The organism is Pseudomonas sp. 22082 (assembly GCF_052046055.1).
Classification (GTDB): Bacteria; Pseudomonadota; Gammaproteobacteria; order Pseudomonadales; family Pseudomonadaceae; genus Aquipseudomonas; species Aquipseudomonas pharyngis.
On record NZ_JBQEQB010000005.1, the window covers coordinates 224,497 to 250,216 of the forward strand.

A 25,720-nucleotide genomic window follows, 5' to 3' on the forward strand; every position below is an offset into this window, starting at 1 on the left:
ATTTCAGGTTTTATTTTCAGCCCTGCCGACTGCACAGACTTTGGAAGAGGTTCAGTCGTCGGCGCCCGACCGATCCNTTGCGGATCGGTCGGGCAGCAGACGTCAATGGCTGGAACGTCCGGTCATTTCCAGCGCCATGTCACTGGCGTAGCTGTCGGTCATGCCGGCGATGAAGTCGATCATGCGCAGGAACGACGCGTGCAAGGGGCCGTGCGGATCCGGTGCGTTGTTGCCCAACAGGTCGAGGATCCGGCGGCTCTTGAAGGACGGCGTGCGGCCGTTGTGCTGTTCCAGGGCGGCACCGCAGAAGGCGTTGAGCAGGATCTCCAGGGTCGTGTAGGCGCCGATCTCATGCAACGTCTTGCGCTTGTCCTGGAAAATTTTCTTGCGGGCGATGTCCTTGGCGTTCAACACGCAACGTTTGGCCGGACCGTGCATGTGTTCCACCAGATCCCCCGGCAGCGTACCGGCCAGCAGTGCGTCCTGTTGTTCGACGAAAGCCCGGGCGGCGGCGTTGGTCAGGTGCTCAATGGCTTTGCCGCGCAGGATCGCCAGTTTGCGCCGGCGCGAATCCTGCGGGCCGAGCTGGCGATAGGTTTCCGGCAGGTCATCGCCCACCAGACCGAGCAGCAGAGACTCGACTTCGGCGTAATCGAGCAGCTCCATTTCCAGGCCATCCTCCAGATCGATCAAGGCGTAACAGATGTCGTCCGCCGCCTCCATCAGATACACCAGCGGATGGCGCGCCCAGCGCTGTTCTTCGAGTTGCGGCAGACCCAGCTTGTGGGCGATCTGCTCCAGTAACGGCAGCTCGCTCTGGTAGCAGCCGAACTTGTGCTTCTTGTAACCGAGGGAGTCGGCGTGACGGGCTGTCCAAGGGTATTTCAGATAGGTCCCGAGTGTGGCGTAGGTCAGCCGGGTACCGCCGTCGAACTGGTGATACTCCAATTGCGTCAGCACCCGGAAACCCTGGGCATTGCCTTCGAAGTTCAGGAAGTCGCCGCGCTCGGCGTCGCTCATCGCGTCCAGCCAGCCACGCCCCGCAGCCTGCTGAAACCAGTGACGGATCGCGTCTTCGCCGGAGTGGCCGAACGGCGGGTTGCCGATGTCGTGCGCCAGACAGGCCGACTGGACCACCATGCCCAGATCGCTCGGCTCGCACCATTCGGGCAGGGCGGAGCGCAGGGTTTCGCCGACGCGCATGCCCAGCGAGCGGCCGACGCAACTGACTTCCAGCGAGTGGGTCAGGCGTGTGTGAATGTGGTCGTTGCTCGACACCGGATGCACCTGGGTCTTGCGCCCCAGACGGCGGAAGGCGCCGGAGAAGATGATACGGTCATGGTCTTTATGGAACGGGCTGCGGCCAAGTTCCTGCGGGCTGTGCAACGGTTTGCCGAGACGTTCGCGGTTGAGCAGGGTATGCCAATCCAAGGCTGATTCTCTCCGTCTGGTGACTGATTCCCTAGCTTCCCGGTTCAGGCTGGCATCTGCAAGCGCAACTACAGCCCCGCCGCATCGATGTCGATCAACAGCAGGCGCTCGCCGTTATCGAAAAACTGTCCGGCGGTCAGGCAATACTGGTTGCTGGTGGCGTCGCGGTAGGTGTTGGAAAGGGTCAGGCGCCGTTCCTCCCAGCCTTCGGCCAGCAGGTGATAGAAGTAGGGGCGCCACGACCAGTTGTGACCCAGATAGCGATTGTCGGCGACCCAGCCGCTGGGGCGCCACTCCAGGTTTGGCGTCAGTTGGGTGCCGTGGCGGTCACATTGATAAAAACGCAGCAGCCAGGGGAAGGCGTCGAGCTGTGGCAGGGCGCTGAGCGGAGCGCGGGCCTGGGCCCAGGTTTGGAGGATGGTCATGAGTTCGCTGAGCTGCTGGCGCATGAACATCAGCTTGCTGCGCTCGGCCAGCTTCTGACGCACGTAAGACTGGCGCAGCTCGGCAAAGCGCTCCACGAAGTCATTCGTACCGAAAAGCGCCTCCTGCGCCCGGGCGAACAGAAAACCCTGCACGTAGCGCGATCCGCATTCCAGCGCGAAATTCAGTTGCGCCGCAGTTTCCACGCCTTCGGCAATGATCCAGCAGCCGGTTTTTTCGGCCATTTGCGCGAGGGCCTTGACCACGTCACTGCTCGGCCCGCCCAGTGCGGCGGCCTGGAACAGACGCATGTCGAGTTTGAGAATGTCCGGTTGCAGCGCCAGCACACGATCGAGCTGCGAATAACCGGCGCCGAAATCGTCGATAGCGATCCGGGCGCCGGCATCGCGGTAGCGCGCCACGACTTCGGTCAGGCGCTGGCTGTTACCGCCCAGTTCAGTGATCTCGAAAACAATCCGTTGCGGGTCGATACCGTGCCGCGCGAGTTGCTTCAGGCTGGGCAGTGCCTGATCGGCACGCAAGCGGCTGATCCAGCGCGGTGACATGTTCAGGCTGAGAAACCAGTCCGGCGGGGCTTCGTGCAGTCGACTCAGCGCGTTGTCGCGGATCTGCCGGTCCATTCGGCGCAGCGCGATGGCCGGGGTGCGCGGGTCGGCGAACAGCGGTCCGACCGACGCCAGTTGGCCATCGGCCTGGCGCAGACGGCCCAGTGCCTCGACCCCGGCAATGCGTCCGGTGGCGGTATCGATGAAAGGTTGAAAGCAGGCGAGCGGTTGCCCGTCGATCACGGGGCCTCCTTGTCGTTCTTGTTCTGGTCGAATTCTGCCGGCCGGACAGGCAAGCGGGATTGAACCTCCGGATAAGAGATTCAATCCCGCCGGTGTTGCAAGAATGCAGCCAGATGCGTGGGGATCAGCGCTTGCTCGAACTCTGCATGACCAGCTTGATCAGCGGAGCGAGGCTGGTGCCCAGGCGGATCAGTCGGGTCAAACCGCCGACGCCACCGCTCTTGGCCCCTTTACCCGTGATGAAACCCAGTAGCGTCACAGCCGCCACGCCCCACAACGGCGCGTGCTTGATGCCGAAACCACCCTGCAGGTTTTGCGTCATGCCACGCATGCGTTGCAGTGGTTGCAGGACCTGGCCGGTTTCATGGCGGATTTCCTGACGATGCATTTCCATGCGCAGGCGGATCAGTGCCTTGCGCATTTCCCGGCGTGAGCTGTTGTGCGGAAGTTCAGGCAGGCTCATGGCAGCAGGCGCTCCCGATCATTGGCCAGTTCTTCCAGCGTGCCGTGGAAGGGCGAGGATTCATCGAAGATCGCGGCTTTGAGACGCAGCGCGCAAAAAATTGCCGCCAGGGTGTAAAACACGCACAGACCAATTATTGCGGCGAGGCGATAGGTGTCCCAGAACACGATCAGTACGAGGGTCGACAGGCCGACCAGCAACAGCAGCGCAAACACCAGCGCCAGGCCGGCGAACAGCAACAGGCTGACGGTGCGTGCTTTCTGTTCCTGCAGTTCGATGCCGAACAGTTCGACGTGGCTGTGCAGCAGGCCGAGAACGGCAGCACCCAGACGACGCGTGGAGGAGGCGGTACCCGAGTTCGGGCCGGATTCACCGATCGACATGATCAGCGCCGCGTGGCCAGCAGGCCAATCAGAAAGCCGACGCCGGCGGCTATGCCCACCGATTGCCACGGGTTGGCCGACACATATTCCTCGGTGGCGGTGACCGCCGCCTGACCGCGCTCGCGCAGGGTGTCTTCGGTCAGCTTCAGGGTTTCCCGCGCGCGCAGCAGGCTTTCGTGGATCTGTTCGCGCAACTCATCGGCCTGATCACCGGCCAGCGTGGCGGTGTGCTCCAGCAAGCGTTCAGTGTCGCTGACCAGGGTCTGGAAGTCGTTCATCAGGATTTCTTGAGCAGTCTTTGCCTTGATGCTGGCCATGGGGGATCTCCGTAAGTGGCGTTCTGAAGCGGTGTTCTGAAGCGTTCGAGTATGAGTCAAGAGTGAAGGTTCAGTACAAATGACTGGTACAAACTTTGCTGTGTCGTGGTGCGTCGATCGGTGGCAGTGCGCTGTTGCCGGGCGTAAAACCGGGCAAACCTTGGCCCGGATGATGAAGGTTCATGTCAGCCCATCGACCTTGTGCGCCAAAGCGGTTCACCGACCTAGCGGATCAGTGACTGCGTGGTCGCAACTTGGTGCATGAAATGTGCGCATGAACCGCTTTGGTGCCTTTTTTAGCCTCGGGTCTGCCTCCTCATGGAAAATCTGCAAAGCGCTGTGGACACGCTGGTCCACAGTTCCAACACGTTGTTCATTCTGATCGGTGCGGTCATGGTGCTGGCCATGCACGCCGGTTTCGCGTTTCTGGAGGTCGGAACGGTTCGCCAGAAAAACCAGGTGAATGCCCTGTCGAAGATTCTCAGCGACTTCGCGGTGTCGACCCTGGCCTATTTCTTTATAGGCTATTGGCTTTCGTACGGAGTGACCTTCCTGCAACCGGCGGCGGTACTCAGTGCCGATCATGGTTATGGACTGGTGAAGTTTTTCTTCCTGCTGACCTTTGCGGCGGCGATCCCGGCGATCATTTCCGGCGGCATCGCCGAGCGAGCGCGGTTTGTGCCGCAACTGTGCGCCACGGCGCTGATCGTTGCGTTCATCTACCCGTTTTTCGAAGGCATGATCTGGAACGGCAACTACGGTGTGCAAGCCTGGCTGACCGCGCAATTCGGTGCAGCCTTCCATGACTTTGCAGGTTCGGTGGTGGTGCATGCCATGGGCGGCTGGCTGGCGTTGGCGGCAGTGCTGCTGCTCGGGCCGCGCAACGGACGCTATCGCGATGGCAAGCTGGTGGCGTTTGCGCCGTCGAGCATTCCGTTTCTGGCATTGGGGTCGTGGATTCTGATCGTCGGCTGGTTTGGCTTCAACGTGATGAGCGCGCAAACCCTGCAAGGGGTCAGCGGGCTGGTGGCGGTCAACTCGCTGATGGCCATGGTGGGCGGAACGGTGGCGGCGCTGATCGTCGGTCGCAACGACCCTGGCTTCCTGCACAACGGCCCGTTGGCGGGGTTGGTGGCGGTGTGCGCCGGTTCCGACCTGATGCATCCGGTCGGTGCGCTGGTAACCGGCGCGGTTGCCGGTGCCCTGTTTGTCTGGTGCTTCACAGCGGCGCAGGTCAAATGGCGCATCGACGACGTGCTGGGTGTCTGGCCGTTGCACGGTCTGTGTGGCGTGTGGGGCGGCATTGCCTGCGGGATCTTCGGGTCGACCGCGTTGGGCGGGCTCGGTGGCGTCAGCCTGATCAGCCAGTTGATCGGCACTGCCCTCGGTGTGGCGGTGGCGCTGATCGGCGGTTTCGCCGTCTATGGCTCGATCAAGGCGCTGCATGGTCTGCGCCTGAGCCAGGAACAGGAGTACTACGGCGCCGACCTGTCGTTGCACAAGATCGGCGCGGTAAGCCAGGACTAGCTCTCCTCATCGTCAGCTCCGGGGTAAAAACCGTGAAGCAGGCGATAACGATCGATGCGCACCTGATCGACTTTCTCCTGCACCCGGTGTGCAGGAAATCCGAGCAGGATCAAGGCATGGGAACCGAGCATCAGGCTCGACTCCAGCAGTTCCGGCACCACTTCACTGGCGCCGGCTGCTTTCAGCTCGGCCGACTGGCTGTCGTCCCGGGTGCGCACCAGGATCGGCACTGTCGGGTTGAGGCGTCTTGCCTCCTTGAGAACCCGCAGAGCCACGTCGGCTTGATCCACAGCAATCACCAGCAACCTGGCGCGCAGCAAACCGACGGCGGTCAACAGATCGCCGCGGGTTGAATCGCCGTAGTGGACGTCGCGCTCGGCGGTGGCGGCTTCCTGGATCCGCACTGGATCGTTGTCCAGCGCGACGTAGGTTTGCCCGGCATTGCGCATGAAACGCCCGATCGACTGACCGACACGGCCGTAGCCACAAATCACCACATGCCCGTCGAACCCCGCATTGAGGGCGCTGATTTCTTCGATCTGCGCTTCCTGGTTGGGTTTGCGGTGCAGGGCGGCGGCGATGCGCGGTGCGGCGCGTAACAGCAGGGGCGTCAGCAGCATCGAGCAGAAGGTGGCGGCGAGCAGCAGCGCGCCGAGTTCGGCGGGGAGCAACCGGGTTTGCTGCATCTGTGCCATCAGGGCGAAGCAGAATTCACCGCCCTGGGCGAGGGCGAGGCCGCTGCGCCAGGCCGTTTCACTGTCGCTGCCGCGCCATTTCACCAGCAGCGCCACCACCAGGCCTTTGATCACCATTAAACCCAGGATCATCCCGATAATCAGCAGGCTGTGACTGGCGAACAGTTGCAGGTCGATCAGCATGCCGATGCTGACGAAAAACAATCCCAGCAGAATGTCGCGAAACGGCCGGATATCGGCCTCGATCTGATGTCGGTAATGGCTCTCGCCCAGCAGCATGCCCGCGAGGAACGCGCCGAGGGCCGGGGACAGGCCCAGCAGGTGGGTCAGCCAGGCCGTCAGCAGCACAATTACCAGTGCCAGCAGTACGAACAGCTCCGCCGAGCGGGACGCCGCGACTTCCTGAAACAGGCGGGGAAGCAGCCAGCGGCTGGCCAGCAACAAACCGAAAAACAGCAACACGGTCTTCAGCAAAGTCAGGGGCAACGCCCAGTACCAGGCCTGATCACTGCTGCCGGCGAACACCGGCACCAGCGTCAGCAGCAATACGGCCACCACGTCTTGGAACAACAGGACTCCTACCGCGTTCTGGCCATGGCTGCTGAAGATTTCGCCGAGACTGCCCAGTTCCTTGGTCACAATCGCCGTGGATGACAACGACAGGCCGGCGCCCAGCAGCAAGGCCGGTGTGGCGGGCATGCCCAAGAGCATCAGCACGCTTCCCAGCAGCAGTGTAGTGATCAGCACCTGTTGGCTGCCCAGGCGGAAAACCACCTTGCGCAGGGCAATCATTTTCGACAGGGAGAATTCCAGCCCCAGGGAAAACAGCAGAAACACCACCCCCAGTTCGGCAAGATCCGGCAAGTGTTCGCTTTCATTGATCCAGTCGAACGCCTTCGGCCCGACCATCAATCCCACGCACAGGTAGCCCAGCACAGGTGGCAGGCGCAGGCGACGGAACAGGGCAATCATCACCAGGGACGACGCCAGAATGATCAGCAGATTGGCAAACACAAGACACTCCGGAACAGGTCAGGCTCTTCAAGCGTAGAGGTAAAAAACACCGGAGCATCGCGTAAATGGCGATTTTGTGGGCTGATTTACATCAGGGTTTTGCGAAGAGCGGATTTGTGCCCGGTGGGCAGGTCGACGGGCCTTGCGAGCAGGCCTAGAATGAGCACTCGTTTTCTGGGGTTGAGCGCACATGCTTCCTGAATGCCAGTTGTTCGGCACCCTGGGGTGCCATTTGTGTGCAGTCGCCGAGGCTGAACTGATGCCTTTTGTCGAGCATGGCCTGCTGGTGGAACTGGTGGATATTGCTGACGATGAGTCGTGGTTCGAGGCTTACAGCCTGCGGATCCCGGTCTTGCGCAGGGTCGATACCGGCGCGGAACTGGGGTGGCCGTTCAGTGCCGATCAGGTGGTGGCATTCCTGCTTTAATGGTCTTTTCCCTTCTGCGCTGATGGCGCTCGTCACCTTCGCTCAATCACGACTTGGCACTTTTCGGGTTATTCGGTTACTGTATGCGCATACAGTAATTGAGTTGGCCTGCCATGCCGTTTTCGGGCATTCGCCAGGGCAAGCCGGATGTCAGAGGGAGTCACCGTGGTCAATGTCGAACAGTTGAAAAGCAGCGTGAACGGGATGTCGGTTGACGTGGTGCGCGAGGCCGTCCACGAATTGCGCCTGGACGGTCTGGTCACGGAAGGCAAGACTCCCTTCAACAAGCTGCATTTCAATACGTGCTTTGCCGAGATCGAGGCCTTGTTTCAGCGCGCCGGTTATCACAAGCAACTGGATGTGGTCGGTTATCAGGGACTGTTGTACGCCTTGTACGACCCAGGCCGCTGGGAGGCCGTCGATGTTCTGCGCTGGCTCAAGGAATTCACCGAGGCGGCGGCGCTCAAATCGATCCCCGCCTGATTCTGCGCTAGGCCTGCTGCGCCCGGTGTTGGATAATGCCGCTCTGCTTTGAAGGTTCGAGTTCTCTGTATGTCCAGCACACCCACGTTTTCCGCCGCACTGAATCAGGCCAGCACGCTGTATCTGCCCCCCGGCAACTGGCGGACAGTGCTCGACTGCCTGTGTGAGCATTTCAGTGCCATCGGGCGCGATCAATGGCTGGATCGGATTGCCCGGGGCCGGGTGCTGGATGGTCAGGGGCGGCCGATCGCGCTGGATTTGCCCTACAGGGAAGGGCTGCGCATTCACTACTTTCGTGAAGTGCCGGATGAAAAACCGATTCCGGTAGTTGAGTCGATTCTGTATGCGGACGATCATCTGGTGGTGGCCGACAAGCCGCATTTCCTTCCGGTGACCCCGGCAGGCGAGTACGTCGAACAGACGCTGCTTCGCCGATTGATCCGGCGCCTGAACAATCCCCATCTGGTGCCGCTGCATCGGATTGACCGGCACACGGCCGGGCTGGTGATTTTTTCGGCCAACCCACAGACGCGTTCGGCATATCAGTCGCTGTTCCCCACCCGGCAGATTGAAAAACGCTATGAAGCCATTGCGGCCGCGTTACCTGGGCTGGACTTTCCGTTGGTACACAAAAGTCGTCTCGTCGATGGCGAACCTTTCTTCCGCATGAAGGAGGGGGCGGGTGCAAGTAACACCGAAACGGCGGTGGAGGTGCGTGAAAGGAATGGTGATCTCTGGCGCTACGGCCTGTATCCAGTGACCGGCAAGAAGCATCAGCTACGGGTACACATGACGGCGCTGGGGGCGAGCATCTGCAATGATCCGTTTTATCCCGAAGTGCTCAAAGACGTTGAGGATGACTACGCCAATCCGCTGAAACTTCTGGCGCAAGGCCTGCGATTCATTGATCCGGTTACGGGGCAGCCCCGCGAGTTCGAGAGCCGCATCACGCTGGACTGGTGATCCCGCTATCGATTGTTTTCGGTCAGACACGAAAAAGCCCGCATATTGCGGGCTTTTCTGTATCGGGTGTCGAACTGAAGAATTAAAGCTCTTTGACAGTACGAACCTGATCCTTGTTGATGCGAGTGTGCTTGCCGTCCAGTTGTTCGAACTCGTAGAAGCCCGAATCTTCATCATATTTAGGGGCGTCGACAGCCTGGATTTCGCGACCGTCATTCAAGGTGATCACTGTTGGCGAGGCGCAACCGGCGAGGGTGGCGAGGCCCAGTGCGAGCATGAAAGTGGCGAGGGTCCGTTGAGTCATGAGTGTGTCTCCGAAGGGAAATTCTTTTGGTTACTGAGCTTGAGACGTATACAAGGCGTGCAAGTTCCTTGAGTGCTGTCAGTCTGACACAGTGTTGTGCGAACTCAACAGTTCAGGGGTGTTGAGATTGGCCAGGCGTGGGTCGTTGTCAGGGCAAACCAGGGCCTGGGCATCAAGATTGCGCATGACCCGGCCGGGGCTGCGTTCTCCAGCGTTCCAGGCGTTTTCGAAGGCGGGCAGGAGTGCCACGGGGATTACGCAAAGCAGCGGTTCCCAGTGATCGTCATGGCGCAACATTAAAGGTTTTTCAGAATTCAGATTGGCCGCTTCACGCATGCTGTGCAGCAACGCTAGGTCGATGCGCGGGACATCGCAGGGCAGTACCAGCAGGTGGGTATGGCGCGCGGCTTTCAAGCCGGCACGAATGCCGGCCAACGGACCGGGAAAATCTTCCTCGTCATCGCCTACCAACTGGTCGGCAAATGGCGCATAGCGTTCACGATTGCGGTTGCAGGAGATGATCAGATCATCGGTCACCGACCGAACTTTACGATGAAGATGCGCGATCAACGGTTCACCGTGCCATTCCACGAGCCCCTTGTCCTTGCCGCCCATGCGCTGGCCGCGCCCACCTGCCAGTAACAGAATGGAGCAAGGTGGTAATGGCGTGTTCGAGGTCATGGCAACTCTCCGCAGGGGCGGCGAAAAAAGGGGGCGCTGTGATATAACACCGGGCTGTTTCTCCTACAACTGGACGAGCCTATGAAAGCCAAGGCTGATGTACCTTTCGTGCCGCTCAATATCGCGGTACTGACGGTCAGCGACACCCGAACCCTGGAAACCGATACTTCCGGCCAGGTCTTCGTCGACCGTCTGACGGCCGCCGGCCACCATCTGGCGCAGCGAGTGCTGCTCAAAGATGACCTGTACAAGATCCGTGCGCAAGTCGCCCACTGGATTGCCGAAGACGTCGTGCAAGTCGTGCTGATTACCGGTGGTACCGGTTTTACCGGTCGCGACAGTACACCAGAAGCCGTTGCCTGCCTGCTGGACAAACAGGTCGATGGTTTTGGTGAGCTGTTTCGCCAGATATCGGTGGCTGACATCGGCACCTCCACCGTGCAATCCCGAGCTCTGGCGGGATTGGCCAATGGCACGCTGGTCTGCTGCCTGCCAGGTTCGACCAATGCAGTGCGCACCGGTTGGGATGGCATCCTGGCCGAGCAACTGGACTCACGTCACCGCCCTTGCAATTTCGTTACTCATTTGAAAAAGGCAGCGCCTTGTGAATCCCGTGGGTAAGCCGGGCAAGACCGGCAGCCTCATGCCTGTTGAAGAGGCATTGGTGCGTTTGCTGGAAATGGCCGAAACCTCGCGGATTGTCGAGTGCGAGTCTTTGCCACTGGCGCAGATTCACGGGCGGGTGCTGGCGCAGGATCTGATTTCGACGCTGGATCTGCCGCCATGGCCGAACAGCGCCATGGACGGATATGCCTTGAATCTGGACGACTGGACCGGCGAGCCGTTGCCGGTCAGTCAGAAGATTTTCGCCGGTCAGGCACCGGAACCTTTGAAACCGGGCACCTGTGCCCGGATCTTTACCGGCGCGCCGGTGCCTGCGGGGGCCGACTGTGTCGAGATGCAGGAAAACGTCGAGATTCATGCCGATGAGCGCGTGAGTTTCATCGAAACGATGGTGGCCGGGCAGAACATTCGTCCACAAGGCCAGGAAACGACCGTCGGTGAATTGGTCTTGTCCGCAGGAACTCGGCTCGGTCCGATCGAGCTGGGGCTGGCTGCCTCGCTGGGTTGTGCAGGGCTTGAGGTCGTTCGACAGGTTCGTGTGGCGGTTTTGTCCACCGGAGACGAGTTGGTCGAGCCGGGCACGACGTTGGGGCCGGGACAGATCTACAACAGCAACCGGGTGCTGTTGTGCAGCTGGTTGCAGCGCCTGGGATGTGAAGTGGTTGATGCCGGTATTCTGCCTGATGACCTGCCCACTACCCGTGCGAAACTCGGGGAGCTCCAGGATGTAGACCTGATTCTGTCGACCGGTGGGGTATCGGTCGGAGAGGCGGATTTCCTCGGAATCGCATTGAGGGAAGAAGGCGAGCTGACACTCTGGAAGCTGGCAATCAAACCTGGCAAGCCATTGACGGTCGGGCATTTTCGCGGTGTCCCGGTGATTGGATTGCCGGGTAATCCTGCCTCGACACTGGTGACTTTCGCCTTGTTGACCCGACCCTATCTGTTACGTCGCCAGGGCGTGCAGGATGTCGAGCCGCTGAAGTTTTCGGTACCCGCAGGATTTGTCTGGCCCCATGCCGGTAACCGCCGTGAATTTCTGCGAGGGCGCCTGGAGCAGGGGCAAGCGATTATCTACCGTAACCAGAGTTCGGGCGTTCTGCGCAGCGCTGCCTGGGCCGAGGGGCTGGTGGAGGTACGGGAGGGAGGAGTCCTGGCCGAAGGAGACCTGGTGCCATTCATTCCACTCAGCGAGCTTCTCGGTTGATCGCAGGAATTTGAAACGCAGGCACAGTGGTTACACGATGCCTGCCTTTCTGCCAGTCAACGACTGATCAGTGCAACGAGCTGGTCGAACCGGCTATTGGCAATCCAGCCCACCAGTCCGAGCACCATCGCTGTCGCACCTGCCGAGTAGGCAAGGCGGTGCTTGATGGCTTTGACGTCTCCTCTGACTTCGTCCATGTCGCGTCGAATGTACTTGAGGTGAGTTTCCAGCTCGGTGATACGCGGTTCCATATTGTTTTCTCCGGTATTTCTGGCGCTGCATTTGAATTCGTCTTTGAGGCTGGCGCGACTTTCGGAGAGAGAGGCAACCGGACTCACGGCTAGTCCTGCTTCATGGCTTTGCATGGAAACGTCCACCTGCTGCAGTGGGGGTCTCTTGGCAAATGCCGAAATGCAAAATATCGAAAGTCCTGAAATTGTTTCCACTCATTACATGCACATCCTTGTGTAATTGAATTGAAGATCGCTAACGCCGACACACGTTGTACCAATGGCCGGGCCGGGTCAATTGAGCCGATTCCTTACGTTCTGTACGAAAAAGTACCGGTATGTAGGACAAGGAGGGCGAGCTTCACGAATTAATCAGAAGAAGTACGACTTTTTTATCGATCTTGAGGGTCAAGATGTCGCGTACCAATTTGATTCCGGGAGTGACCGCAATGAGTGAACGCAAGGCATTGTTGATTCTGCATGGCAAGCAGGCACTCAACGAGGCGGTTCGTGCCGCTGTCGAGAACAAGCGAGAGCAAGGCTGGGAGCTGGCTGTACGTCTGACCTGGGAGGCCGGCGATGCGCAGCGGTTGGTGGAGGAGGCGCTGGCGGCGGGATACCGCCAGATCATCGCCGGCGGTGGGGATGGCACCCTGCGTGATATCGCCGAAGCGCTGGCGGCGCAGCCAGGCAAAGCCAGTCTGGTGCTTTTACCGCTGGGAACTGCCAACGACTTTTCCCACGCGGCAGGTATTCCGATGGAGCCGGCCGAGGCGCTTGAGTTGCTTGAAGCGCCCGCCCACGACATCGATCTGGGCGAAGTCGGTGGGCAGATTTTTCTGAACATGGCGACTGGAGGATTCGGCAGCCAGGTAACGGCCAACACGTCGGAAGATCTGAAAAAGGTATTGGGTGGCGCAGCTTATCTGTTCACCGGTTTGACGCGGTTCAGTGAACTGCATGCCGCGTACGGTGAGTTGCAGGGGCCGGATTTCCATTGGCAGGGCGAGTTGCTGGCCCTCGGGATCGGCAATGGCCGTCAGGCCGGCGGCGGACACGTGTTGTGCCCCGAAGCGCTGGTGGACGATGGTCTCTTGGATATCAGCATCCTGCCGGCGCCGCAGGAGTTGGTTGGCACCCTGAAAAATCTGCTCAGCGACGGCTTCGGCATTGACAACATGTTTGTGCGCGCCCGTTTGCCATGGGTTGAAATCAAGGTCGCCGAAGGGCTTTACATCAATCTCGACGGCGAGCCCCTGGAGGGCGAAAGTTTGCGGTTTGCGGCGCGCCCCGGGGCGTTGCGTGTGCATTTGCCGAAGGGCTCGCCGCTGTTGAGTGCAACTCGTCGGCTCAGTCGTCCAGACTGATGATCTGTTCCCGCACGGCAAACAGCACCAGGCCTGCCACATCGTAGATCTGCAGGCGCTTCATGATCTGCGAGCGGTGGGTTTCGACTGTTTTGATGCTCAGGCCCAGGCCGTTGGCGATTTCCCGTGTGGACTTGCCACGCACGATCAGGCGCAGGATTTCCAGCTGGCGTGCGGTCAGGTTGTGCGACTCGGCGACTTCCGGCTGCTGTTTCAGATTGCGGGTCAGCGCCTGATTGATCACGGTATGGGCGATGGCGGGGCTCAAGTAGCGCTCGTTGTTGCGCAGAGCTTCGAGCGCATGTTCGAGTTCGGTGGCCGTGGTGTCCTTGAGCAGATAACCGTGAGCACCGGACTCCAGCGCCTGCATGATCAGCGCGGGGTCGGTGTGCATCGAAAGAATCAGCACTTTGGCGTGCGGACGCACTCGTTTGAGTCGCTGCAGGGCTTCCAGGCCGCCGGTTTCTTTCATGGAAATGTCCAGCAATACGATATCGGGGGACAGCAGCTCGACCATCTCGAGCAGCTGCGAGCCATCATTGGCCTCGCCGATGACTGCATAGCCGGGAATATCCAGCACCAGGGCACGCACGCCGGCCCTGATCAGCGAGTGGTCATCCACCAGAAGTAAGTTACAAGTCAACGCATAACCTTATTCGTACTGGCCCGCTCGAGTGCCCGGGGCGCCCAGGGGAATAGTGCTTCGATTTGAGTGCCTTTGCCCGGCTCGCTGGTCACATTGAGTGTGCCGCCCAGTTGCTCAATGCGCTCGGCCATCCCGGCCATGCCCCGCTGTCCTTCGCGGCCGGGATTCGCCGCCGGGGAAAAGCCCAGGCCATCATCGCTGATAAGCAGGGTCAAGCCCTGTGGCAGGCGTTGCACGCGAATCAGCAGGTTTTTGGCCTGTGCGTGACGAAGGATGTTGGTCACGGCTTCCTGAGTGATGCGAAAGGCTGCGACGGCCATCTCTTCGGGGATTCCATTCAGGCGCTGCTGGCAGTCCAGACTCCAGTGCACCGAAGTATTGGCCAATACCTTGACCAGGTGTGCACGCAGGCTCGCTTCCAGACCCAGGCTGGTCAGTTGCCGCGGGTTGAGAATGGCCGAAACGTCGCGCACCTTGTTGAGGGTTTCCTCCAGCGTCTCGCAAAGTACCGAACAGTGTTCCTGCATCTCCGCGGGCAAGCGACGCTTGAGCCATTCGCTTTGCAGCTTGGCGGCGGTCAGCAACTGGCCGATATCGTCATGCAGTTCGCGGCTCAGGCGATGGCGCTCGTTTTCCTGGACTTCCAGCAAACGGTCGGCCAGTTCCTGAGGCTGGAATTTGATGGATTTGCGCGACAGGCGATGTTGTGTCCAGACGCAGCCGGCAGCCGCCACGTTGATCAGCAACAGGCCGAGTGACAGTGGCGCGGAGACGCCATAGCTCAACAGACTGCCCAAGGCTGAAACCGTGCACAGCAGGAGTGTGAACCTGCGGGCATTTTCTCGGGAGGGAGGCCATGTGGTGATCGACTTGAGGCTGGCGTACATAGCGGATGGAGCCAATGGATGTTCGCTGCGGGCAGACCGTCAGAAGGGCTGGCGGTCTCTGTCTGGAAAACGTTTGCTCAGGTTGTTGATTTCAAAACGGTTCAGTGATCGATAATTGAGCGCCAACTTCGGTGGCAACCCATCATTGAAGTCACAATGCCATTAATTGAAGCAACTAACGGGCTGCATAATACCACTTAACATACCGTTGGTCGCGTTTGCCTATATGTCCAAAGAGTCAGGAAACAGGCCATGTTGGACGAGAGTTCCATAATGGAAAAGTTGAAATATCCGACTCGATATTATCGATGCAGCAGCAAGTTACTTTTGCACAGGAAAACCCTGACATCAGCAGAAGGCAGCCAGCATTCATCAAGCGTAATTATTTATTGGAGGATGTCGCAGGCAGGCATGAACTATTCAATTGCGACTTTCGTCTGTGAGAAATGACGGGCCCGAACAGCCCACGGTATGCCCGATTACGCTTGGCGCTCCGACCAGGTTACGAGGGACATCGGCTTGCCATTGAGCGGCAATTGGAAGTGAGTCTGCCCCACCTGGCAGGCAAAGGCTTCGATCAGCGTCACCTGTTCGCTTTCATCCAGGCCCAATTGGCCGGTGCTTGGGTCGATCAGTTCCAGTTGCCAGGCCATCAGGGTGAAGCAATCCTTCAGTGCTTCCAGGGCCTGTGCATGCAAATCCACGTGACCCTGCACCTGGTTGAGCAAGCCATGCAGGTGCAGGGAGAATTCGGATACCGCCTCCAGCCCCAGGGCATCGGCCTTGTTCGCCAGCTTGAGGAGGGTGCTGAGCATGCAGTCGATGGCGTCCTTGTCATTGCTGATCAGCTGCAGATGGCTTAGGCATTCTTCGGACTTGGCCAGGAGCGTTTCAGCCTCGACAAGGAATTCGGGGAAGCGCTGCGCCCAGTCACTACGGTCGTTCGGCATGCTTATCTCCACCACGTCATGTCTGATGAGGGAATGCCGTGTGTGTCGACGATCATGAACCGTCGCGAGACCGCGCCCCGGTGTGCATTGGCACAGACCTGGGGTTTCAAGAGGATGTGTTTCCACTGAACTGCGATCGCACACAATAGCCTGACTCCGTTCATGCAATGAGAATGGCGTCACATTAATGGCTATTGGATATCGCGAACATCAGGTTGGGCCTGATTGTTCCTAGGGGATTCCCTTAGGCACGGGAACCTGTGGCGCAAATCGGGGTCGCGCCGAGAAGAATGTAGCAGATGATTTCACCGGGCCAGTAAAGCATGATGTTAATGTGACATCAATGCCTGCCAATGGCATTTTTGTTGGTGATTTTGGACGGGATCAAGATCCGCCAGATTCAGCCGATAACCCCCAATAGTGAATTCATCAGAACAAGCCCAGGAGTCATTGATGGCCGGCATTCTCGACACGGTAGACCAACGCACGCAACTGGTGGGTGAGAATCGCCTGGAAATTCTCATGTTTCGACTGGCCGGGCGCCAATTGTTCGCGATCAACGTGTTCAAGGTGCAGGAAGTCCTGCAATTGCCGAAGCTGACTTTGATGCCCCAGCGTCACCCGTTTGTCTGCGGTGTGGTCAACCTGCGCGGCCAGACGCTGCCGGTGATCGACCTGTCCCAGGCGATCGGCATGCGACCGTTGGTGCCGGGCCCGAACAGCACGATCATTGTCACCGAGTACAACCGCTCGGTGCAGGCGTTCCTCGTCGGTGGCGTGGACCGCATCGTCAACATGAATTGGGAAGCCATTTTGCCGCCGCCGACCAGTGCCGGTCGCCAGCACTACCTGACTGCCATCAGCAAGGTCGACGATCAACTGGTGGAAATCATCGACGTCGAGAAAGTCCTCGCCGAAATCGTGCCGTACAACGCCAAGGTCTCCCGGGACAAACTGGACGACCCGGTGCTGGAACGTGCCCGTGGCCGCGAAGTGTTGCTGGTGGACGACTCCAACGTGGCGCTCTCGCAATTGCGCGACACCCTCGGCCAGTTGGGCGTGAAGATGCACATCGCCAGCGACGGCCTGAAAGCCCTGAACATGCTCAAGGCCTGGGCCGATACCGGGGTGAACATGACCGACAAACTGCTGATGGTGTTCACCGACGCCGAAATGCCGGAAATGGACGGCTATCGCCTGACCACCGAAATCCGCAACGACCCGCGCCTGCGTGGCCTGTACGTGGTGTTGCACACTTCTCTGTCCGGCAGTTTCAACGACTCGATGGTGAAAAAGGTCGGCTGCGACAATTTCCTCTCCAAGTTCCAGCCGGACAAACTGGTGGATGTGGTGCGCCAGCGTCTGATGCTTGACGAAGTGCCGGCCTGATCTACAGGTCGAGGCTGACCCTGCGTCAGCCTTTGATTCGCTGACAAAGCTCGTATAGGGTGGCGTTTTTGACCCACCAGGGAGCTGGCCATGCTGCGTCTGAGCGCGCTTTATCGTTACCCGTTGAAATCCGCCAAGGGTGAGGTCCTGCAAGGGATCGGCCTGGACAAACTGGGGCTTGAGGGTGACCGACGCTGGATGCTGGTGGATGAGGCCAGCGGGCGGTTCCTGACCCAGCGTGCCGAAGCGAAAATGAGCCAGCTCTCCGCGTTGTGGAATGCCAGCGGCGGGCTGACGCTCAGCGCGCCGGGGCATTCGGCAATGGATGTCGCCTTGCCCGGCAGCGACGACAACCTGCGTGGCGTGACCATCTGGCGTGACACCCTGCGTGTGCCGGATGCCGGTGAAGAGGCGGCCCGCTGGGTCAGCGATTTCATCGGCAAGCCAACCCGACTGGTGCAAGTGCCGCTGGATCGCGCCCGGACGACCCAAGCCGGGTACGGCAACGACGACGACCAAGTGGCATTCGCCGATGGTTTCCCGCTGTTGCTGATTGGTGAGGCCTCGCTGCAACACCTGTCGCAGGAAGTCGGGCGACCTTTGGAAATGCTGCGGTTCCGGCCGAATCTGGTGATCGAAGGCAGTGATGCTTACGCCGAGGATGGCTGGAAGCGGATTCGTATCGGCGATGTCGAGTTCCGCGTGGTCAAGTCCTGCTCGCGGTGCATTCTCACCACGATCGATCCGCAGACCGGTGAGCGCAGCGCTGACCGCGAACCGCTGGCAACCCTGCAGAAGACCCGCGCCCAGGCCGATGGCGCGATGTTCGGCCAAAACCTGGTCAACGACAGCAACGGTCGACTCGAAGTTGGCATGCCGGTGGAAGTCCTCGAATAACCCGCCCTGAAACGAAAAATGCCCGTGTCCTTGGACACGGGCATTTTTATGGCAGCAGGAAACCGGAGTTTCAGCCGCGGTATTCGCACAGGTAAGCGGTGTCGACGGCGACTTTCAGCTGGAACTTGCTGTTGGCGGGCACGTTGAACTGGCTGCCGGCGGCGAAGGTTTCCCAGTCGCTGCTGTCCGGCAGTTTGACGGTCAAGGCGCCCGAAACCACGTGCATGATTTCACGCTGGCTGGTGCCGAATTCGTATTCGCCCGGGGCCATGACGCCGATGGTCGCAGGGCCTTCAGCGGTGCCAAAAGCGATCGACTTGACGGTGCCGTCGAAGTACTCGTTGACTTTAAACATGGGCGATTCCTCTCGAAAAGAGCTTAAAAGGGTCAAAAAGGGTCGGCCAGTATGCACAAGGCTCATGGCGCCGTCACCTGCGCTAGAGCGGCAGCACCAACGGCAATAATCGGGCGGTATTGCGCGCATCCTCCAGCGCCCGGTGTTGTTGACCGCTGAATTGCATCCCCGCCAGTTGCAACGCGCCATTGAGGCCCAGAGGCCGTTCGAGGCGCCGGGCCTTGGCAAAGCGCTGTTTCAGGTTCATGTGCGGCACCCGGCTCAGGGCGCTGTCGAGTTGCAGGCGCTGCCATTCCTGAAGCAACTGCTTGCGGTCGTAATCGCCCCAGCTGGCCCAGCCTTCAAGGCGCGTCTGGTGCTGACCGAGCCAGCGCTCGAAGGCCGGCCAGACCTCGCTCAACGGCTGCGCCGCGTCGATGTTGGCCTGGGTGATGTGCGTGAGTTCGCGGCAAAAGGGCGTCAACAAGGGGCGCCGCGTCGGTTTGACGAAGCGCTGAAAGTGATCCTGCTCGCGACCCGCGCGATCCACCAGGGTCGCGCCGATCTCGATGATCTCCATTTCCGTAACCGGCCAGCCACCCTCATCGGTGGTGGCTTCCAGATCTATGACCAGCCAATGGGGCATCGCAGGGTTCCTGATTTCCGCGTCCTGATTATTCAGAGCGTAGTCAAACCTTGCGGATGCGCGCGGCGACTACTCGACCTGCAACAGAACCTGACGATTTTTTACCTGATCGCCGACCTTGACCTGCACCCGCTTGAGCACGCCGTCGATGCCTGCCTTGAGCGGGTGCTCCATTTTCATCGCTTCCAGCACCACCAGCAGCTGGCCCTTGCTGACCGGGCTGCCTTCGCTGACGAGCACATCGATGATGGCGCCATCCATCGGCGCTTTCAACGTGCCGGAACTGACGCTGGTCTGACTGTCGATCACCGCATGAGTTCGGTCCACCAGATGCAGGCTGCCGGGGTGGGTGAACAGCCAGAGCTGGTCGTTGTGCAGGCGACAGGCATGGCGCTGGCGCAGGCCGTCGATCTCCAGTGTCACGTCCCCGGCGGTGTGCTCGACCCATTTGAGTTCGATGACGTGCTCCGCAACCTGAACTTCAAAAGCGTTGTCAGGCTTGGTGCGCAGTTGCACATTCCAGTCGCGGGCGTCGAGGCCGATGCGATAAAGCAACGGTGCACCGACATTGTTGCGCCATCCGGACAACGGGGCGCGATGTTGCTGCGCGGCGGATTGGTAAAACAGCACCGCCGCGATGGCCAGCTCTTCGGCACTGGGCGAATAGGTGTGCAGGCAATCGTGATCGGCGAAATGTTGAGGGATGAAGCCAGTGCCGAACTCCCCGCTGATGAACTGCGGATGCTGCAACAGGCTGGCGAGCAACCGCTGATTGCTCTGCACGCCCAGCAACACGCTGTCCTGCACCGCACACAACAGTTTGCGCCGTGCCTCTTCGCGGGTCGCACCATGAGCGATCAGTTTGCCGAGCATCGGGTCGTAAAACGGTGAGATCGACTGCCCTTCGATCAGCCCGTGATCAATCCGCGCACCGCGATCCAGTGCCGGCGCCCAGGCTTCGACACGCCCGGTCTGCGGCAGAAAACCCTGGGCCGGATCTTCGGCGTAGAGACGCACTTCCATCGCGTGGCCATCGAGTTTCACCTGCGCCTGGGTCAGCGGCAGCGGTTGGCCCTCGGCGACCGACAGTTGCCACGCCACTAGGTCCAGCCCGGTAATCAACTCCGTCACCGGGTGCTCGACCTGCAACCGGGTGTTCATCTCCAGAAAGTAGAACTGGCCGCTGGCGTCGAGGAGAAATTCCACGGTGCCGGCACCCACGTAGTTCACCGCACGCCCTGCCTTGAGTGCCGCTTCGCCCATCGCCTGGCGCAGTTCTGCGGTCATCACCGGGCACGGCGCTTCTTCGATGACTTTCTGGTGGCGACGCTGTATCGAACAGTCGCGCTCGCCGAGGTAGATCAGGTTGCCGTGATGGTCGCCGAATAGCTGCACCTCGACATGGCGCGGCTCGATCAACGCCTGTTCGAGGATCAGTTCATCACTGCCGAAACCGTTCAAGGCTTCGGAGCGCGCCGTGCGCAATTGCGCCGGCAGTTCCTCGGCGCTGTGCACCAGACGCATGCCGCGCCCGCCACCGCCGGCGCTGGCCTTGATCATCAGCGGGTAACCGATGCGCTCGGCTTCTCGAGTCAGGGCCGCATCGTCCTGCTCGGCGCCTTGATAGCCGGCGATGCAGGGGACGCCGGCGGCGAGCATGGCGATTTTCGATTGGCGTTTGCTGCCCATCAGTTCGATGGCTTCGACGCTGGGGCCGATGAAGGTCAGGCCGGCCTGTTTGCAGGCGCGGGCGAAATCGGCATTTTCCGAGAGAAAACCGTAGCCCGGATGGATGGCGTCGGCGCCGCTGCGGCGGGCGGCGTCGAGAATGGCCGGGATGTTCAGGTAGGACTGTTGCACGGGTGCCGGACCGATGTTCACGGCCTCGTCCGCCATTTGGACATGCAGTGCGTCAGCGTCGGCATCGCTGAAAACGGCGACGGTGCGATAACCGAGGGGCTGGGCGGTGCGCTGGATGCGGCAGGCGATTTCACCGCGGTTGGCGATCAGGATTTTGTGGAGGGCGGGCATGGTGGTTTTCCTGAATGTTGGCGATGGAATGAAGGGCCTCATCGCGAGCAGGTTCGCTCCCACAGGATTCAGTGTTGCTCACAAAAACTGTGGGAGCGGGCTTGCCCGCGATGTTTTTAAGGGGCCCACCTCGGTTTGCGCTTTTGCACAAACGCCATCGTGCCTTCGATGCCTTCGGCACCGGTCACCGCGGCGTTGAACCACTGCGCGGCTTCGTCCAGCAATTCACTCGACGGTTGGCCGGCGCTGGCCAGCAGCAGTTTTTTCGTCACGGCATTCGCTTCCGGGGCGCAACACAAGACATGATCGAGCACTTCATCCAGCCGCTCGGCGAGCGCCTGCGGGTCCTGCTCGACAAAATGCACCAGCCCCAGACGCCGGGCCTGATGGCCGTCGAAACGGGCGGCGGTCAGGGCCAGGCGTCGGGTCTCGGTCAGGCCGATGCGCTGCACCACAAACGGCGCGATCTGCGCCGGCAGCAGGCCGAGGCTGGTTTCCGGCAAACCGAATTGCGCCTGGTGATCGGCTATCGCGATATCGCTGACACAGGCCAGCCCGAAGCCACCCCCGAGCACTGCGCCTTGCAGCACGGTGATCAGCACTTGCGGTGCGTGCTGCGCTTCTTCCAGCAACGACCCGAACGCTCGGTTCAGGTCGCGATAGGCATCACTGCCCTGAGCGCGGGCGTTGGCCATGTCCTTGATGTCGCCGCCGGCGCAGAAATGCCCGCCGGCACCGTTGAGCACCAGTGCGCGGACGCTGCGGTCATCGCACACGCTGGCCAGCACGGCGCGCAACTCGGCGACCATTTGCAGGCTCATGGTGTTGCGGCTGTCCGGGCGATTGAGGGTGATGTGCAACACGCCGTTGTGCCGCTCCAGCAGCAGCGTCTGGCAATCGGGCAGGGCGCTCATTTCTTTTTCCCCGGCAGGATGCCCATCAGTTTGCAGATGATCCCCAGCATGATTTCGTCGGCGCCGCCGCCAATCGACACCAGCCGCACGTCGCGGTAGGCGCGGGCTACCGGGTTGTCCCACATGAAGCCCATGCCACCCCAATATTGCAGGCAACTGTCGCTGACTTCACGACCGAGGCGCCCGGCCTTGAGCTTGGCCATCGAGGCCAGTCGGGTGACGTCCTGGCCTTTGACGTATTGCTCGGTGGCCTGATAGACCAGCGCCCGCAGGCATTCGATTTCGGTCTGCAATTCGGCGAGGCGGAAGTGGATCACCTGGTTGTCGATCAGCGCGTTGCCGAAGGTTTTACGTTCCTTGCAGTACTCGATGGTGCTGTCGACGCAGTATTCCAGGCCCTTGATCATGTTGGCCGCGCCGAACAGACGTTCCTCCTGGAACTGCAGCATCTGCATCATGAACCCGGCGCCTTCATGGCCGATGCGATTGCGCTGGGGCACGCGCACGTTGTCGAAAAACACCTGGGCGGTTTCCGAACTGCGCATGCCGAGCTTGTCCAAATGCGAACTGAGGCTGATGCCCGGTGTGTTCATCGGCACCATGATCAGCGATTTGTTGATATGCGGCTTGTCGTCCGAGGTGTTGGCCAGCAGGCAGATGAAGTCGGCACTCGGCGAGTTGGTGATCCACATCTTGCTGCCGTTGATCACATAGTCGTCGCCATCCTTGCGCGCTGTGGTCTTGAGCCCGGCGACATCGGAGCCGGCGCCGACTTCCGAGACGCCGATGCAGCCGACCTGCTCGCCGGTGATCGCCGGACGCAGGAATTCTTCGCGCAACTCATCGGAACCGAAACGGGCGAGGGCGGGGGTGCACATGTCGGTCTGCACGCCAATCGACATCGGGATGCCGCCGCAATGGATGGTGCCGAACTCTTCGGCCGCGACGATCGAATAGCTGTAATCCAGGCCCATGCCGCCGAATTTTTCCGGTTTGGAAATCCCCAGCAGACCGAGGTCGCCGGCCTTGCGGAAAATCTCGTGGATCGGAAAGCGCCCGGCCTTTTCCCATTCATCGACGTGGGGGTTGATCTCGTGCTCGACGAACTGGCGGACGGTACGGCGCAGTGCTTCGTGTTCCGGGGTGAAGATCATTGTTATTGTTCTCCTTTAATCCGTGGCGATCAGAACCGGCTGACGCCGAAGCTGTTGGGTTGCAACGTGCGGATGTCGGCTTCGTGGCAGATGTCCAGCAGGTAACCGAGCAGGGTGCGGGTGTCGCGTGGATCGATCAGCCCGTCGTCCCACAGGTTGGCGCTGCCGTAGAGGGCGGTGGACTGGCTGTCGAGTTTCTGCGCGGTGACCTGCTCCAGCATGTCGAGCATTTTCGGATCGGGCACCAGACCGTCCTTGAGCTGCTTGGCTTCAGTGACGATGCGCAGCACCTTGCCGGCCTGGGCGCCGCCCATCACCGCCGTGCGGCTGTTGGGCCAGGCGAAGATGAAGCGCGGATCGAGCCCGCGTCCGCACATCGCATAGTTGCCCGCGCCGTAGGAGCCGCCGACCACGATCGTCAGTTTTGGCACCCGCGCATTGGCCACGGCCTGGATCAGTTTCGAACCGTGCTTGATCACGCCGTGCTGTTCCGATTCGGTGCCGACCATGAACCCGGTGGTGTTGTGGAAAAACAGCAGCGGCGTCTGGCTCTGGTCGCAGAGCTGAATGAACTGCGCCGCCTTGCTCGCACCATTGGGCGTGATCGGGCCGTTGTTGCCGATGAAGCCGCAGGCGCGACCCTGAATCTTCAGGTGGCCACAGACGGTCTGCTGATCGAACTCGCCCTTGAACTCCAGAAAGCGCGATTCGTCGGCGATCCGCGCAATGATTTCGCGCACGTCGTAGGGTTTTTTCGGGTCGTCCGGGATCAGCCCGAGCAGTTCGTCGATGGGGTACAACGGCTCCTTGAATGGCGGCTCAGGCAGCCACGGCAGTTGCTCGTTCCAGTTCAGCAGGCTGACGATTTCTCGCACCTGACGTATGCCGTCGGCATCGTTTTCGGCCAGGTATTCCGCGGTGCCGGCGACTTGCGCGTGCATCTCGGCGCCGCCCAGTTCTTCGTCGGTGGCGACTTCACCGGTCGCCGCTTTAAGCAATGGGGGACCGGCGAGAAACAGCTTGGCCTTGCCGCGCACCACCACCACATAATCCGACAGCCCCGGCTGATAGGCACCGCCAGCGGTGGCCGAACCGTGCACCACGGTGATCTGCGGCAAACCCATGGCCGACATCCGCGCCTGATTGGCAAAGCTGCGTGCGCCTTCGACGAAAATTTCCGCCGCGTAATTGAGGTTGGCGCCGCCGCTTTCGGCGAGGGTGATGACCGGCAGTTTGTTTTCCTGGGCGATCTGTTGCAGGCGCAGGGATTTTTTCAGGCCTGACGGGGAAATCGTTCCGCCCTTGATCGCGCTGTTGTTCGCCACGATCAAGGCGCGCACGCCGGACACGTAACCGATGCCGGCGATCAAGCCGCCACCGGCCGAACTGCCGTCCTTGTCGTCGTGCAGTTTGTAGCCGGCCAGGCTCGCCAGTTCGAGGAATGGCGCGCCGGGGTCGAGCAACAGATTCAGACGTTCACGGGGCAGCAATTGTCCGCGTTTGTCGAATTTCGGTTTGGCCTCGGCAGCCTTGTTCAGCAGGTTCTGTTCGAGCTGCTGGACTTGCTCGATGGCGGCGAGCATCGCTGCGCGGTTGCGGGCGAAGGCTTCGCTGTGCGAGTCGAGCTGGGACTGGATCTGCGGCATGGCTTACTCCTTGTCCTTCAAGACATCCGGCATATAGGCCCGGTGAAAACCGTTGAACGATTCGCTGTGGGTCGCCTTGTGCAAAGGCCAGGCGCGACTGCCCAGACTGGCCGCGCCGTCGATGCGCAAGGTGCTGCCGCTGATGAACGCGGCAGCCGGGCTGAGCAGAAACACGATCGCCGCGCTGACCTCCGATTCGGTGCCGATGCGCTTGAGCGGCACGTGTTCGCGCAAGGTCGGGATCACGGCCTTGAACGCGCCTTCGTAAGTGTCCATGCCGCTGGAAGCGATCCACCCCGGGGCTACCGCATTCACTCGAACGCCGGCATAACCCCATTCGAACGCCGCCGTCTTGGTGAAGTTGTCCATGCCCGAGCGCGCGGCGCCGGAGTGGCCCATGCCGGGCATGCCGCCCCACATGTCGGCGAGCATGTTGACGATGCTGCCGCCGTGTTTGCTCATCGACTGGTTGAACACTTCGCGGGCCATCAGGAAACCGCCGACCAGATTGGTCCGCAGCACGGTTTCGAAACCTTTCTGATTGATCGAGGCCAGGGGCGAGGGGTACTGGCCGCCGGCATTGTTGACCAGCCCGTGGATCGGCCCGTGTTCACGGATCAGTTCGCTGACCAGCGCCTTCACCGCTTCTTCGTCACGGATATCGCAGGCCTTCCAGTGGGCGCGACCGCCATCCTCGGCGATTTCGGCGGCGACGGTCTGCAGCTTTTCCGGCTTGCGTCCGACCAGAACCACGTTGGCCCCGAGCGCCGCCAGTTCATGGGCGGTGCAACGCCCGATGCCACTGCCGCCCCCGGTGACGATGACGGTCCGGCCGCTGAACAGGTCAGCCCTGAAAATCGATTCGAACGCCATGCTGC

The 25,720-nt window shown here is 60.6% G+C and carries 28 protein-coding genes; 9 read left to right on the forward strand and 19 right to left on the reverse strand.

Annotation, left to right across the window (positions count from 1 at the left end; translation table 11 throughout):
• Nucleotides 1–102 precede the first annotated feature (102 nt).
• From ACTJK9_RS08380 to ACTJK9_RS08400, 5 genes are all read right to left on the reverse strand, one after another.
• Entirely contained in the window at nucleotides 103–1,431 is a 1,329-nt protein-coding gene (locus tag ACTJK9_RS08380; protein ID WP_085612222.1) for a deoxyguanosinetriphosphate triphosphohydrolase, read from the reverse strand.
• 68 nt (nucleotides 1,432–1,499) lie between these two features.
• The gene (locus tag ACTJK9_RS08385; RefSeq protein ID WP_039770425.1) at nucleotides 1,500–2,663 is read right to left on the reverse strand and encodes an EAL domain-containing protein; all 1,164 of its coding nucleotides are present in this window, start codon (nucleotides 2,661–2,663) and stop codon (nucleotides 1,500–1,502) included.
• Nucleotides 2,664–2,787: 124 nt separating this feature from the next.
• Nucleotides 2,788–3,126 carry a hypothetical protein gene (locus ACTJK9_RS08390; protein ID WP_064598290.1) on the reverse strand — a complete coding sequence of 113 codons (339 nt, stop codon included), beginning with the start codon at nucleotides 3,124–3,126 and terminating at the stop codon, nucleotides 2,788–2,790.
• Nucleotides 3,123–3,509 carry a phage holin family protein gene (locus tag ACTJK9_RS08395; RefSeq protein ID WP_011335280.1) on the reverse strand — a complete coding sequence of 129 codons (387 nt, stop codon included), beginning with the start codon at nucleotides 3,507–3,509 and terminating at the stop codon, nucleotides 3,123–3,125. The genes ACTJK9_RS08390 and ACTJK9_RS08395 overlap by 4 nt, the downstream gene beginning before the upstream one ends.
• A 2-nt stretch (nucleotides 3,510–3,511) precedes the next feature.
• Nucleotides 3,512–3,826 (reverse strand): DUF883 family protein, encoded by a 315-nt coding sequence (locus ACTJK9_RS08400; RefSeq protein ID WP_007955729.1) that lies wholly within the window; start codon nucleotides 3,824–3,826, stop codon nucleotides 3,512–3,514.
• A gap of 318 nt (nucleotides 3,827–4,144) precedes the next feature.
• Between ACTJK9_RS08400 and ACTJK9_RS08405 the strand changes: the two genes are divergently transcribed.
• Nucleotides 4,145–5,353: an ammonium transporter gene (locus ACTJK9_RS08405; RefSeq protein ID WP_440813281.1), complete on the forward strand. Its 1,209-nt coding sequence runs from the start codon at nucleotides 4,145–4,147 to the stop codon at nucleotides 5,351–5,353.
• Here the strand turns inward: ACTJK9_RS08405 and ACTJK9_RS08410 are convergent.
• On the reverse strand, nucleotides 5,350–7,062 hold the full coding sequence (locus ACTJK9_RS08410) for a cation:proton antiporter (protein ID WP_440813283.1): 1,713 nt from the start codon (nucleotides 7,060–7,062) through the stop codon (nucleotides 5,350–5,352). The two genes, ACTJK9_RS08405 and ACTJK9_RS08410, sit on opposite strands and share 4 nt — an antisense overlap.
• 190 nt (nucleotides 7,063–7,252) lie before the next feature.
• Here ACTJK9_RS08410 and ACTJK9_RS08415 point away from each other — a divergent pair, with 190 nt between their 5' ends.
• The 3 genes from ACTJK9_RS08415 (at nucleotide 7,253) to ACTJK9_RS08425 (ending at nucleotide 8,935) form a co-directional block, all read left to right on the forward strand.
• Nucleotides 7,253–7,489: a glutaredoxin family protein gene (locus ACTJK9_RS08415; RefSeq protein ID WP_064598283.1), complete on the forward strand. Its 237-nt coding sequence runs from the start codon at nucleotides 7,253–7,255 to the stop codon at nucleotides 7,487–7,489.
• A 165-nt stretch (nucleotides 7,490–7,654) separates the two neighbouring features.
• A complete protein-coding gene (locus ACTJK9_RS08420; protein WP_064598282.1) occupies nucleotides 7,655–7,972 on the forward strand; it encodes a hypothetical protein in 318 nt (105 codons plus the stop codon).
• Nucleotides 7,973–8,041: 69 nt separating this feature from the next.
• The gene (locus tag ACTJK9_RS08425) at nucleotides 8,042–8,935 is read left to right on the forward strand and encodes a pseudouridine synthase (protein ID WP_085612225.1); all 894 of its coding nucleotides are present in this window, start codon (nucleotides 8,042–8,044) and stop codon (nucleotides 8,933–8,935) included.
• Nucleotides 8,936–9,017: 82 nt separating this feature from the next.
• On the opposite strand, the gene ACTJK9_RS08430 is transcribed toward ACTJK9_RS08425, so the two are convergent.
• Entirely contained in the window at nucleotides 9,018–9,239 is a 222-nt protein-coding gene (locus ACTJK9_RS08430) for a YgdI/YgdR family lipoprotein (RefSeq protein ID WP_039770418.1), read from the reverse strand.
• A gap of 78 nt (nucleotides 9,240–9,317) precedes the next feature.
• Nucleotides 9,318–9,920, reverse strand: coding sequence for a molybdenum cofactor guanylyltransferase MobA (gene mobA, locus ACTJK9_RS08435; RefSeq protein WP_440813286.1), 603 nt, complete (start codon nucleotides 9,918–9,920; stop codon nucleotides 9,318–9,320).
• 81 nt (nucleotides 9,921–10,001) lie between these two features.
• Between mobA and moaB the strand changes: the two genes are divergently transcribed.
• Nucleotides 10,002–10,541 carry a molybdenum cofactor biosynthesis protein B gene (gene moaB / locus ACTJK9_RS08440; RefSeq protein ID WP_085612227.1) on the forward strand — a complete coding sequence of 180 codons (540 nt, stop codon included), beginning with the start codon at nucleotides 10,002–10,004 and terminating at the stop codon, nucleotides 10,539–10,541.
• Complete coding sequence (locus ACTJK9_RS08445) at nucleotides 10,525–11,751, forward strand: molybdopterin molybdotransferase MoeA (protein ID WP_221397849.1); 1,227 nt, start codon at nucleotides 10,525–10,527, stop codon at nucleotides 11,749–11,751. Before moaB ends, ACTJK9_RS08445 begins: the two co-directional genes overlap by 17 nt.
• 56 nt (nucleotides 11,752–11,807) lie before the next feature.
• Here ACTJK9_RS08445 and ACTJK9_RS08450 read toward each other — a convergent pair whose 3' ends face one another.
• Nucleotides 11,808–12,116, reverse strand: a complete 309-nt coding sequence (locus tag ACTJK9_RS08450; RefSeq protein ID WP_172829499.1) for a hypothetical protein — start codon at nucleotides 12,114–12,116, stop codon at nucleotides 11,808–11,810.
• Between the two features lie 314 nt (nucleotides 12,117–12,430).
• Here ACTJK9_RS08450 and yegS point away from each other — a divergent pair, with 314 nt between their 5' ends.
• Nucleotides 12,431–13,348 carry a lipid kinase YegS gene (gene yegS / locus ACTJK9_RS08455; RefSeq protein ID WP_440813291.1) on the forward strand — a complete coding sequence of 306 codons (918 nt, stop codon included), beginning with the start codon at nucleotides 12,431–12,433 and terminating at the stop codon, nucleotides 13,346–13,348.
• On the opposite strand, the gene ACTJK9_RS08460 is transcribed toward yegS, so the two are convergent.
• From ACTJK9_RS08460 to ACTJK9_RS08470, 3 genes are all read right to left on the reverse strand, one after another.
• Complete coding sequence (locus ACTJK9_RS08460; RefSeq protein WP_064598266.1) at nucleotides 13,332–13,991, reverse strand: response regulator; 660 nt, start codon at nucleotides 13,989–13,991, stop codon at nucleotides 13,332–13,334. The genes yegS and ACTJK9_RS08460 overlap by 17 nt on opposite strands.
• Nucleotides 13,988–14,881, reverse strand: a complete 894-nt coding sequence (locus tag ACTJK9_RS08465) for a sensor histidine kinase (RefSeq protein ID WP_440813361.1) — start codon at nucleotides 14,879–14,881, stop codon at nucleotides 13,988–13,990. Before ACTJK9_RS08465 ends, ACTJK9_RS08460 begins: the two co-directional genes overlap by 4 nt.
• Nucleotides 14,882–15,360: 479 nt before the next feature.
• Nucleotides 15,361–15,831 carry a hypothetical protein gene (locus ACTJK9_RS08470; RefSeq protein ID WP_085612230.1) on the reverse strand — a complete coding sequence of 157 codons (471 nt, stop codon included), beginning with the start codon at nucleotides 15,829–15,831 and terminating at the stop codon, nucleotides 15,361–15,363.
• A 453-nt stretch (nucleotides 15,832–16,284) separates the two neighbouring features.
• Between ACTJK9_RS08470 and ACTJK9_RS08475 the strand changes: the two genes are divergently transcribed.
• Nucleotides 16,285–17,220, forward strand: a complete 936-nt coding sequence (locus ACTJK9_RS08475) for a chemotaxis protein CheV (protein WP_003226705.1) — start codon at nucleotides 16,285–16,287, stop codon at nucleotides 17,218–17,220.
• Nucleotides 17,221–17,310: 90 nt separating this feature from the next.
• On the forward strand, nucleotides 17,311–18,117 hold the full coding sequence (locus ACTJK9_RS08480) for an MOSC domain-containing protein (protein WP_221397847.1): 807 nt from the start codon (nucleotides 17,311–17,313) through the stop codon (nucleotides 18,115–18,117).
• A 70-nt stretch (nucleotides 18,118–18,187) separates the two neighbouring features.
• Here ACTJK9_RS08480 and ACTJK9_RS08485 read toward each other — a convergent pair whose 3' ends face one another.
• The 7 genes from ACTJK9_RS08485 to ACTJK9_RS08515 all read right to left on the reverse strand — a co-directional run bounded on the left by ACTJK9_RS08485 (nucleotide 18,188) and on the right by ACTJK9_RS08515 (nucleotide 25,715).
• On the reverse strand, nucleotides 18,188–18,472 hold the full coding sequence (locus ACTJK9_RS08485) for a pyrimidine/purine nucleoside phosphorylase (protein WP_007940055.1): 285 nt from the start codon (nucleotides 18,470–18,472) through the stop codon (nucleotides 18,188–18,190).
• Between the two features lie 82 nt (nucleotides 18,473–18,554).
• Nucleotides 18,555–19,097: an exonuclease domain-containing protein gene (locus ACTJK9_RS08490; RefSeq protein ID WP_039770400.1), complete on the reverse strand. Its 543-nt coding sequence runs from the start codon at nucleotides 19,095–19,097 to the stop codon at nucleotides 18,555–18,557.
• 69 nt (nucleotides 19,098–19,166) lie between these two features.
• Nucleotides 19,167–21,128 (reverse strand): acetyl/propionyl/methylcrotonyl-CoA carboxylase subunit alpha, encoded by a 1,962-nt coding sequence (locus tag ACTJK9_RS08495; protein WP_440813297.1) that lies wholly within the window; start codon nucleotides 21,126–21,128, stop codon nucleotides 19,167–19,169.
• 116 nt (nucleotides 21,129–21,244) lie between these two features.
• Nucleotides 21,245–22,042 carry an enoyl-CoA hydratase/isomerase family protein gene (locus tag ACTJK9_RS08500; protein ID WP_440813300.1) on the reverse strand — a complete coding sequence of 266 codons (798 nt, stop codon included), beginning with the start codon at nucleotides 22,040–22,042 and terminating at the stop codon, nucleotides 21,245–21,247.
• Nucleotides 22,039–23,196, reverse strand: a complete 1,158-nt coding sequence (atuD, locus tag ACTJK9_RS08505) for a citronellyl-CoA dehydrogenase (RefSeq protein ID WP_007908685.1) — start codon at nucleotides 23,194–23,196, stop codon at nucleotides 22,039–22,041. The genes ACTJK9_RS08500 and atuD overlap by 4 nt, the downstream gene beginning before the upstream one ends.
• 29 nt (nucleotides 23,197–23,225) lie before the next feature.
• Nucleotides 23,226–24,842, reverse strand: a complete 1,617-nt coding sequence (gene atuC, locus ACTJK9_RS08510; protein ID WP_085612234.1) for a geranyl-CoA carboxylase subunit beta — start codon at nucleotides 24,840–24,842, stop codon at nucleotides 23,226–23,228.
• Between the two features lie 3 nt (nucleotides 24,843–24,845).
• The gene (locus ACTJK9_RS08515) at nucleotides 24,846–25,715 is read right to left on the reverse strand and encodes an SDR family oxidoreductase (protein WP_440813304.1); all 870 of its coding nucleotides are present in this window, start codon (nucleotides 25,713–25,715) and stop codon (nucleotides 24,846–24,848) included.
• Nucleotides 25,716–25,720: the final 5 nt, after the last annotated feature.

Bases quoted from the DNA above. Each gene is read 5' to 3' on its own strand.
- ACTJK9_RS08390 (WP_064598290.1), bottom strand. From the start codon at position 3,126: ATGAGCCTGCCTGAACTTCCGCACAACAGCTCACGCCGGGAAATGCGC.
- ACTJK9_RS08395 (WP_011335280.1), bottom strand. From the start codon at position 3,509: ATGTCGATCGGTGAATCCGGCCCGAACTCGGGTACCGCCTCCTCCACG.
- ACTJK9_RS08400 (WP_007955729.1), bottom strand. From the start codon at position 3,826: ATGGCCAGCATCAAGGCAAAGACTGCTCAAGAAATCCTGATGAACGAC.
- ACTJK9_RS08405 (WP_440813281.1), top strand. From the start codon at position 4,145: ATGGAAAATCTGCAAAGCGCTGTGGACACGCTGGTCCACAGTTCCAAC.
- ACTJK9_RS08415 (WP_064598283.1), top strand. From the start codon at position 7,253: ATGCTTCCTGAATGCCAGTTGTTCGGCACCCTGGGGTGCCATTTGTGT.
- ACTJK9_RS08425 (WP_085612225.1), top strand. From the start codon at position 8,042: ATGTCCAGCACACCCACGTTTTCCGCCGCACTGAATCAGGCCAGCACG.
- ACTJK9_RS08430 (WP_039770418.1), bottom strand. From the start codon at position 9,239: ATGACTCAACGGACCCTCGCCACTTTCATGCTCGCACTGGGCCTCGCC.
- mobA (WP_440813286.1), bottom strand. From the start codon at position 9,920: ATGACCTCGAACACGCCATTACCACCTTGCTCCATTCTGTTACTGGCA.
- moaB (WP_085612227.1), top strand. From the start codon at position 10,002: ATGAAAGCCAAGGCTGATGTACCTTTCGTGCCGCTCAATATCGCGGTA.
- ACTJK9_RS08450 (WP_172829499.1), bottom strand. From the start codon at position 12,116: ATGCAAAGCCATGAAGCAGGACTAGCCGTGAGTCCGGTTGCCTCTCTC.
- yegS (WP_440813291.1), top strand. From the start codon at position 12,431: ATGAGTGAACGCAAGGCATTGTTGATTCTGCATGGCAAGCAGGCACTC.
- ACTJK9_RS08465 (WP_440813361.1), bottom strand. From the start codon at position 14,881: ATGTACGCCAGCCTCAAGTCGATCACCACATGGCCTCCCTCCCGAGAA.
- ACTJK9_RS08470 (WP_085612230.1), bottom strand. From the start codon at position 15,831: ATGCCGAACGACCGTAGTGACTGGGCGCAGCGCTTCCCCGAATTCCTT.
- ACTJK9_RS08475 (WP_003226705.1), top strand. From the start codon at position 16,285: ATGGCCGGCATTCTCGACACGGTAGACCAACGCACGCAACTGGTGGGT.
- ACTJK9_RS08480 (WP_221397847.1), top strand. From the start codon at position 17,311: ATGCTGCGTCTGAGCGCGCTTTATCGTTACCCGTTGAAATCCGCCAAG.
- ACTJK9_RS08485 (WP_007940055.1), bottom strand. From the start codon at position 18,472: ATGTTTAAAGTCAACGAGTACTTCGACGGCACCGTCAAGTCGATCGCT.
- ACTJK9_RS08490 (WP_039770400.1), bottom strand. From the start codon at position 19,097: ATGCCCCATTGGCTGGTCATAGATCTGGAAGCCACCACCGATGAGGGT.
- ACTJK9_RS08495 (WP_440813297.1), bottom strand. From the start codon at position 21,128: ATGCCCGCCCTCCACAAAATCCTGATCGCCAACCGCGGTGAAATCGCC.
- ACTJK9_RS08500 (WP_440813300.1), bottom strand. From the start codon at position 22,042: ATGAGCGCCCTGCCCGATTGCCAGACGCTGCTGCTGGAGCGGCACAAC.
- atuD (WP_007908685.1), bottom strand. From the start codon at position 23,196: ATGATCTTCACCCCGGAACACGAAGCACTGCGCCGTACCGTCCGCCAG.
- atuC (WP_085612234.1), bottom strand. From the start codon at position 24,842: ATGCCGCAGATCCAGTCCCAGCTCGACTCGCACAGCGAAGCCTTCGCC.
- ACTJK9_RS08515 (WP_440813304.1), bottom strand. From the start codon at position 25,715: ATGGCGTTCGAATCGATTTTCAGGGCTGACCTGTTCAGCGGCCGGACC.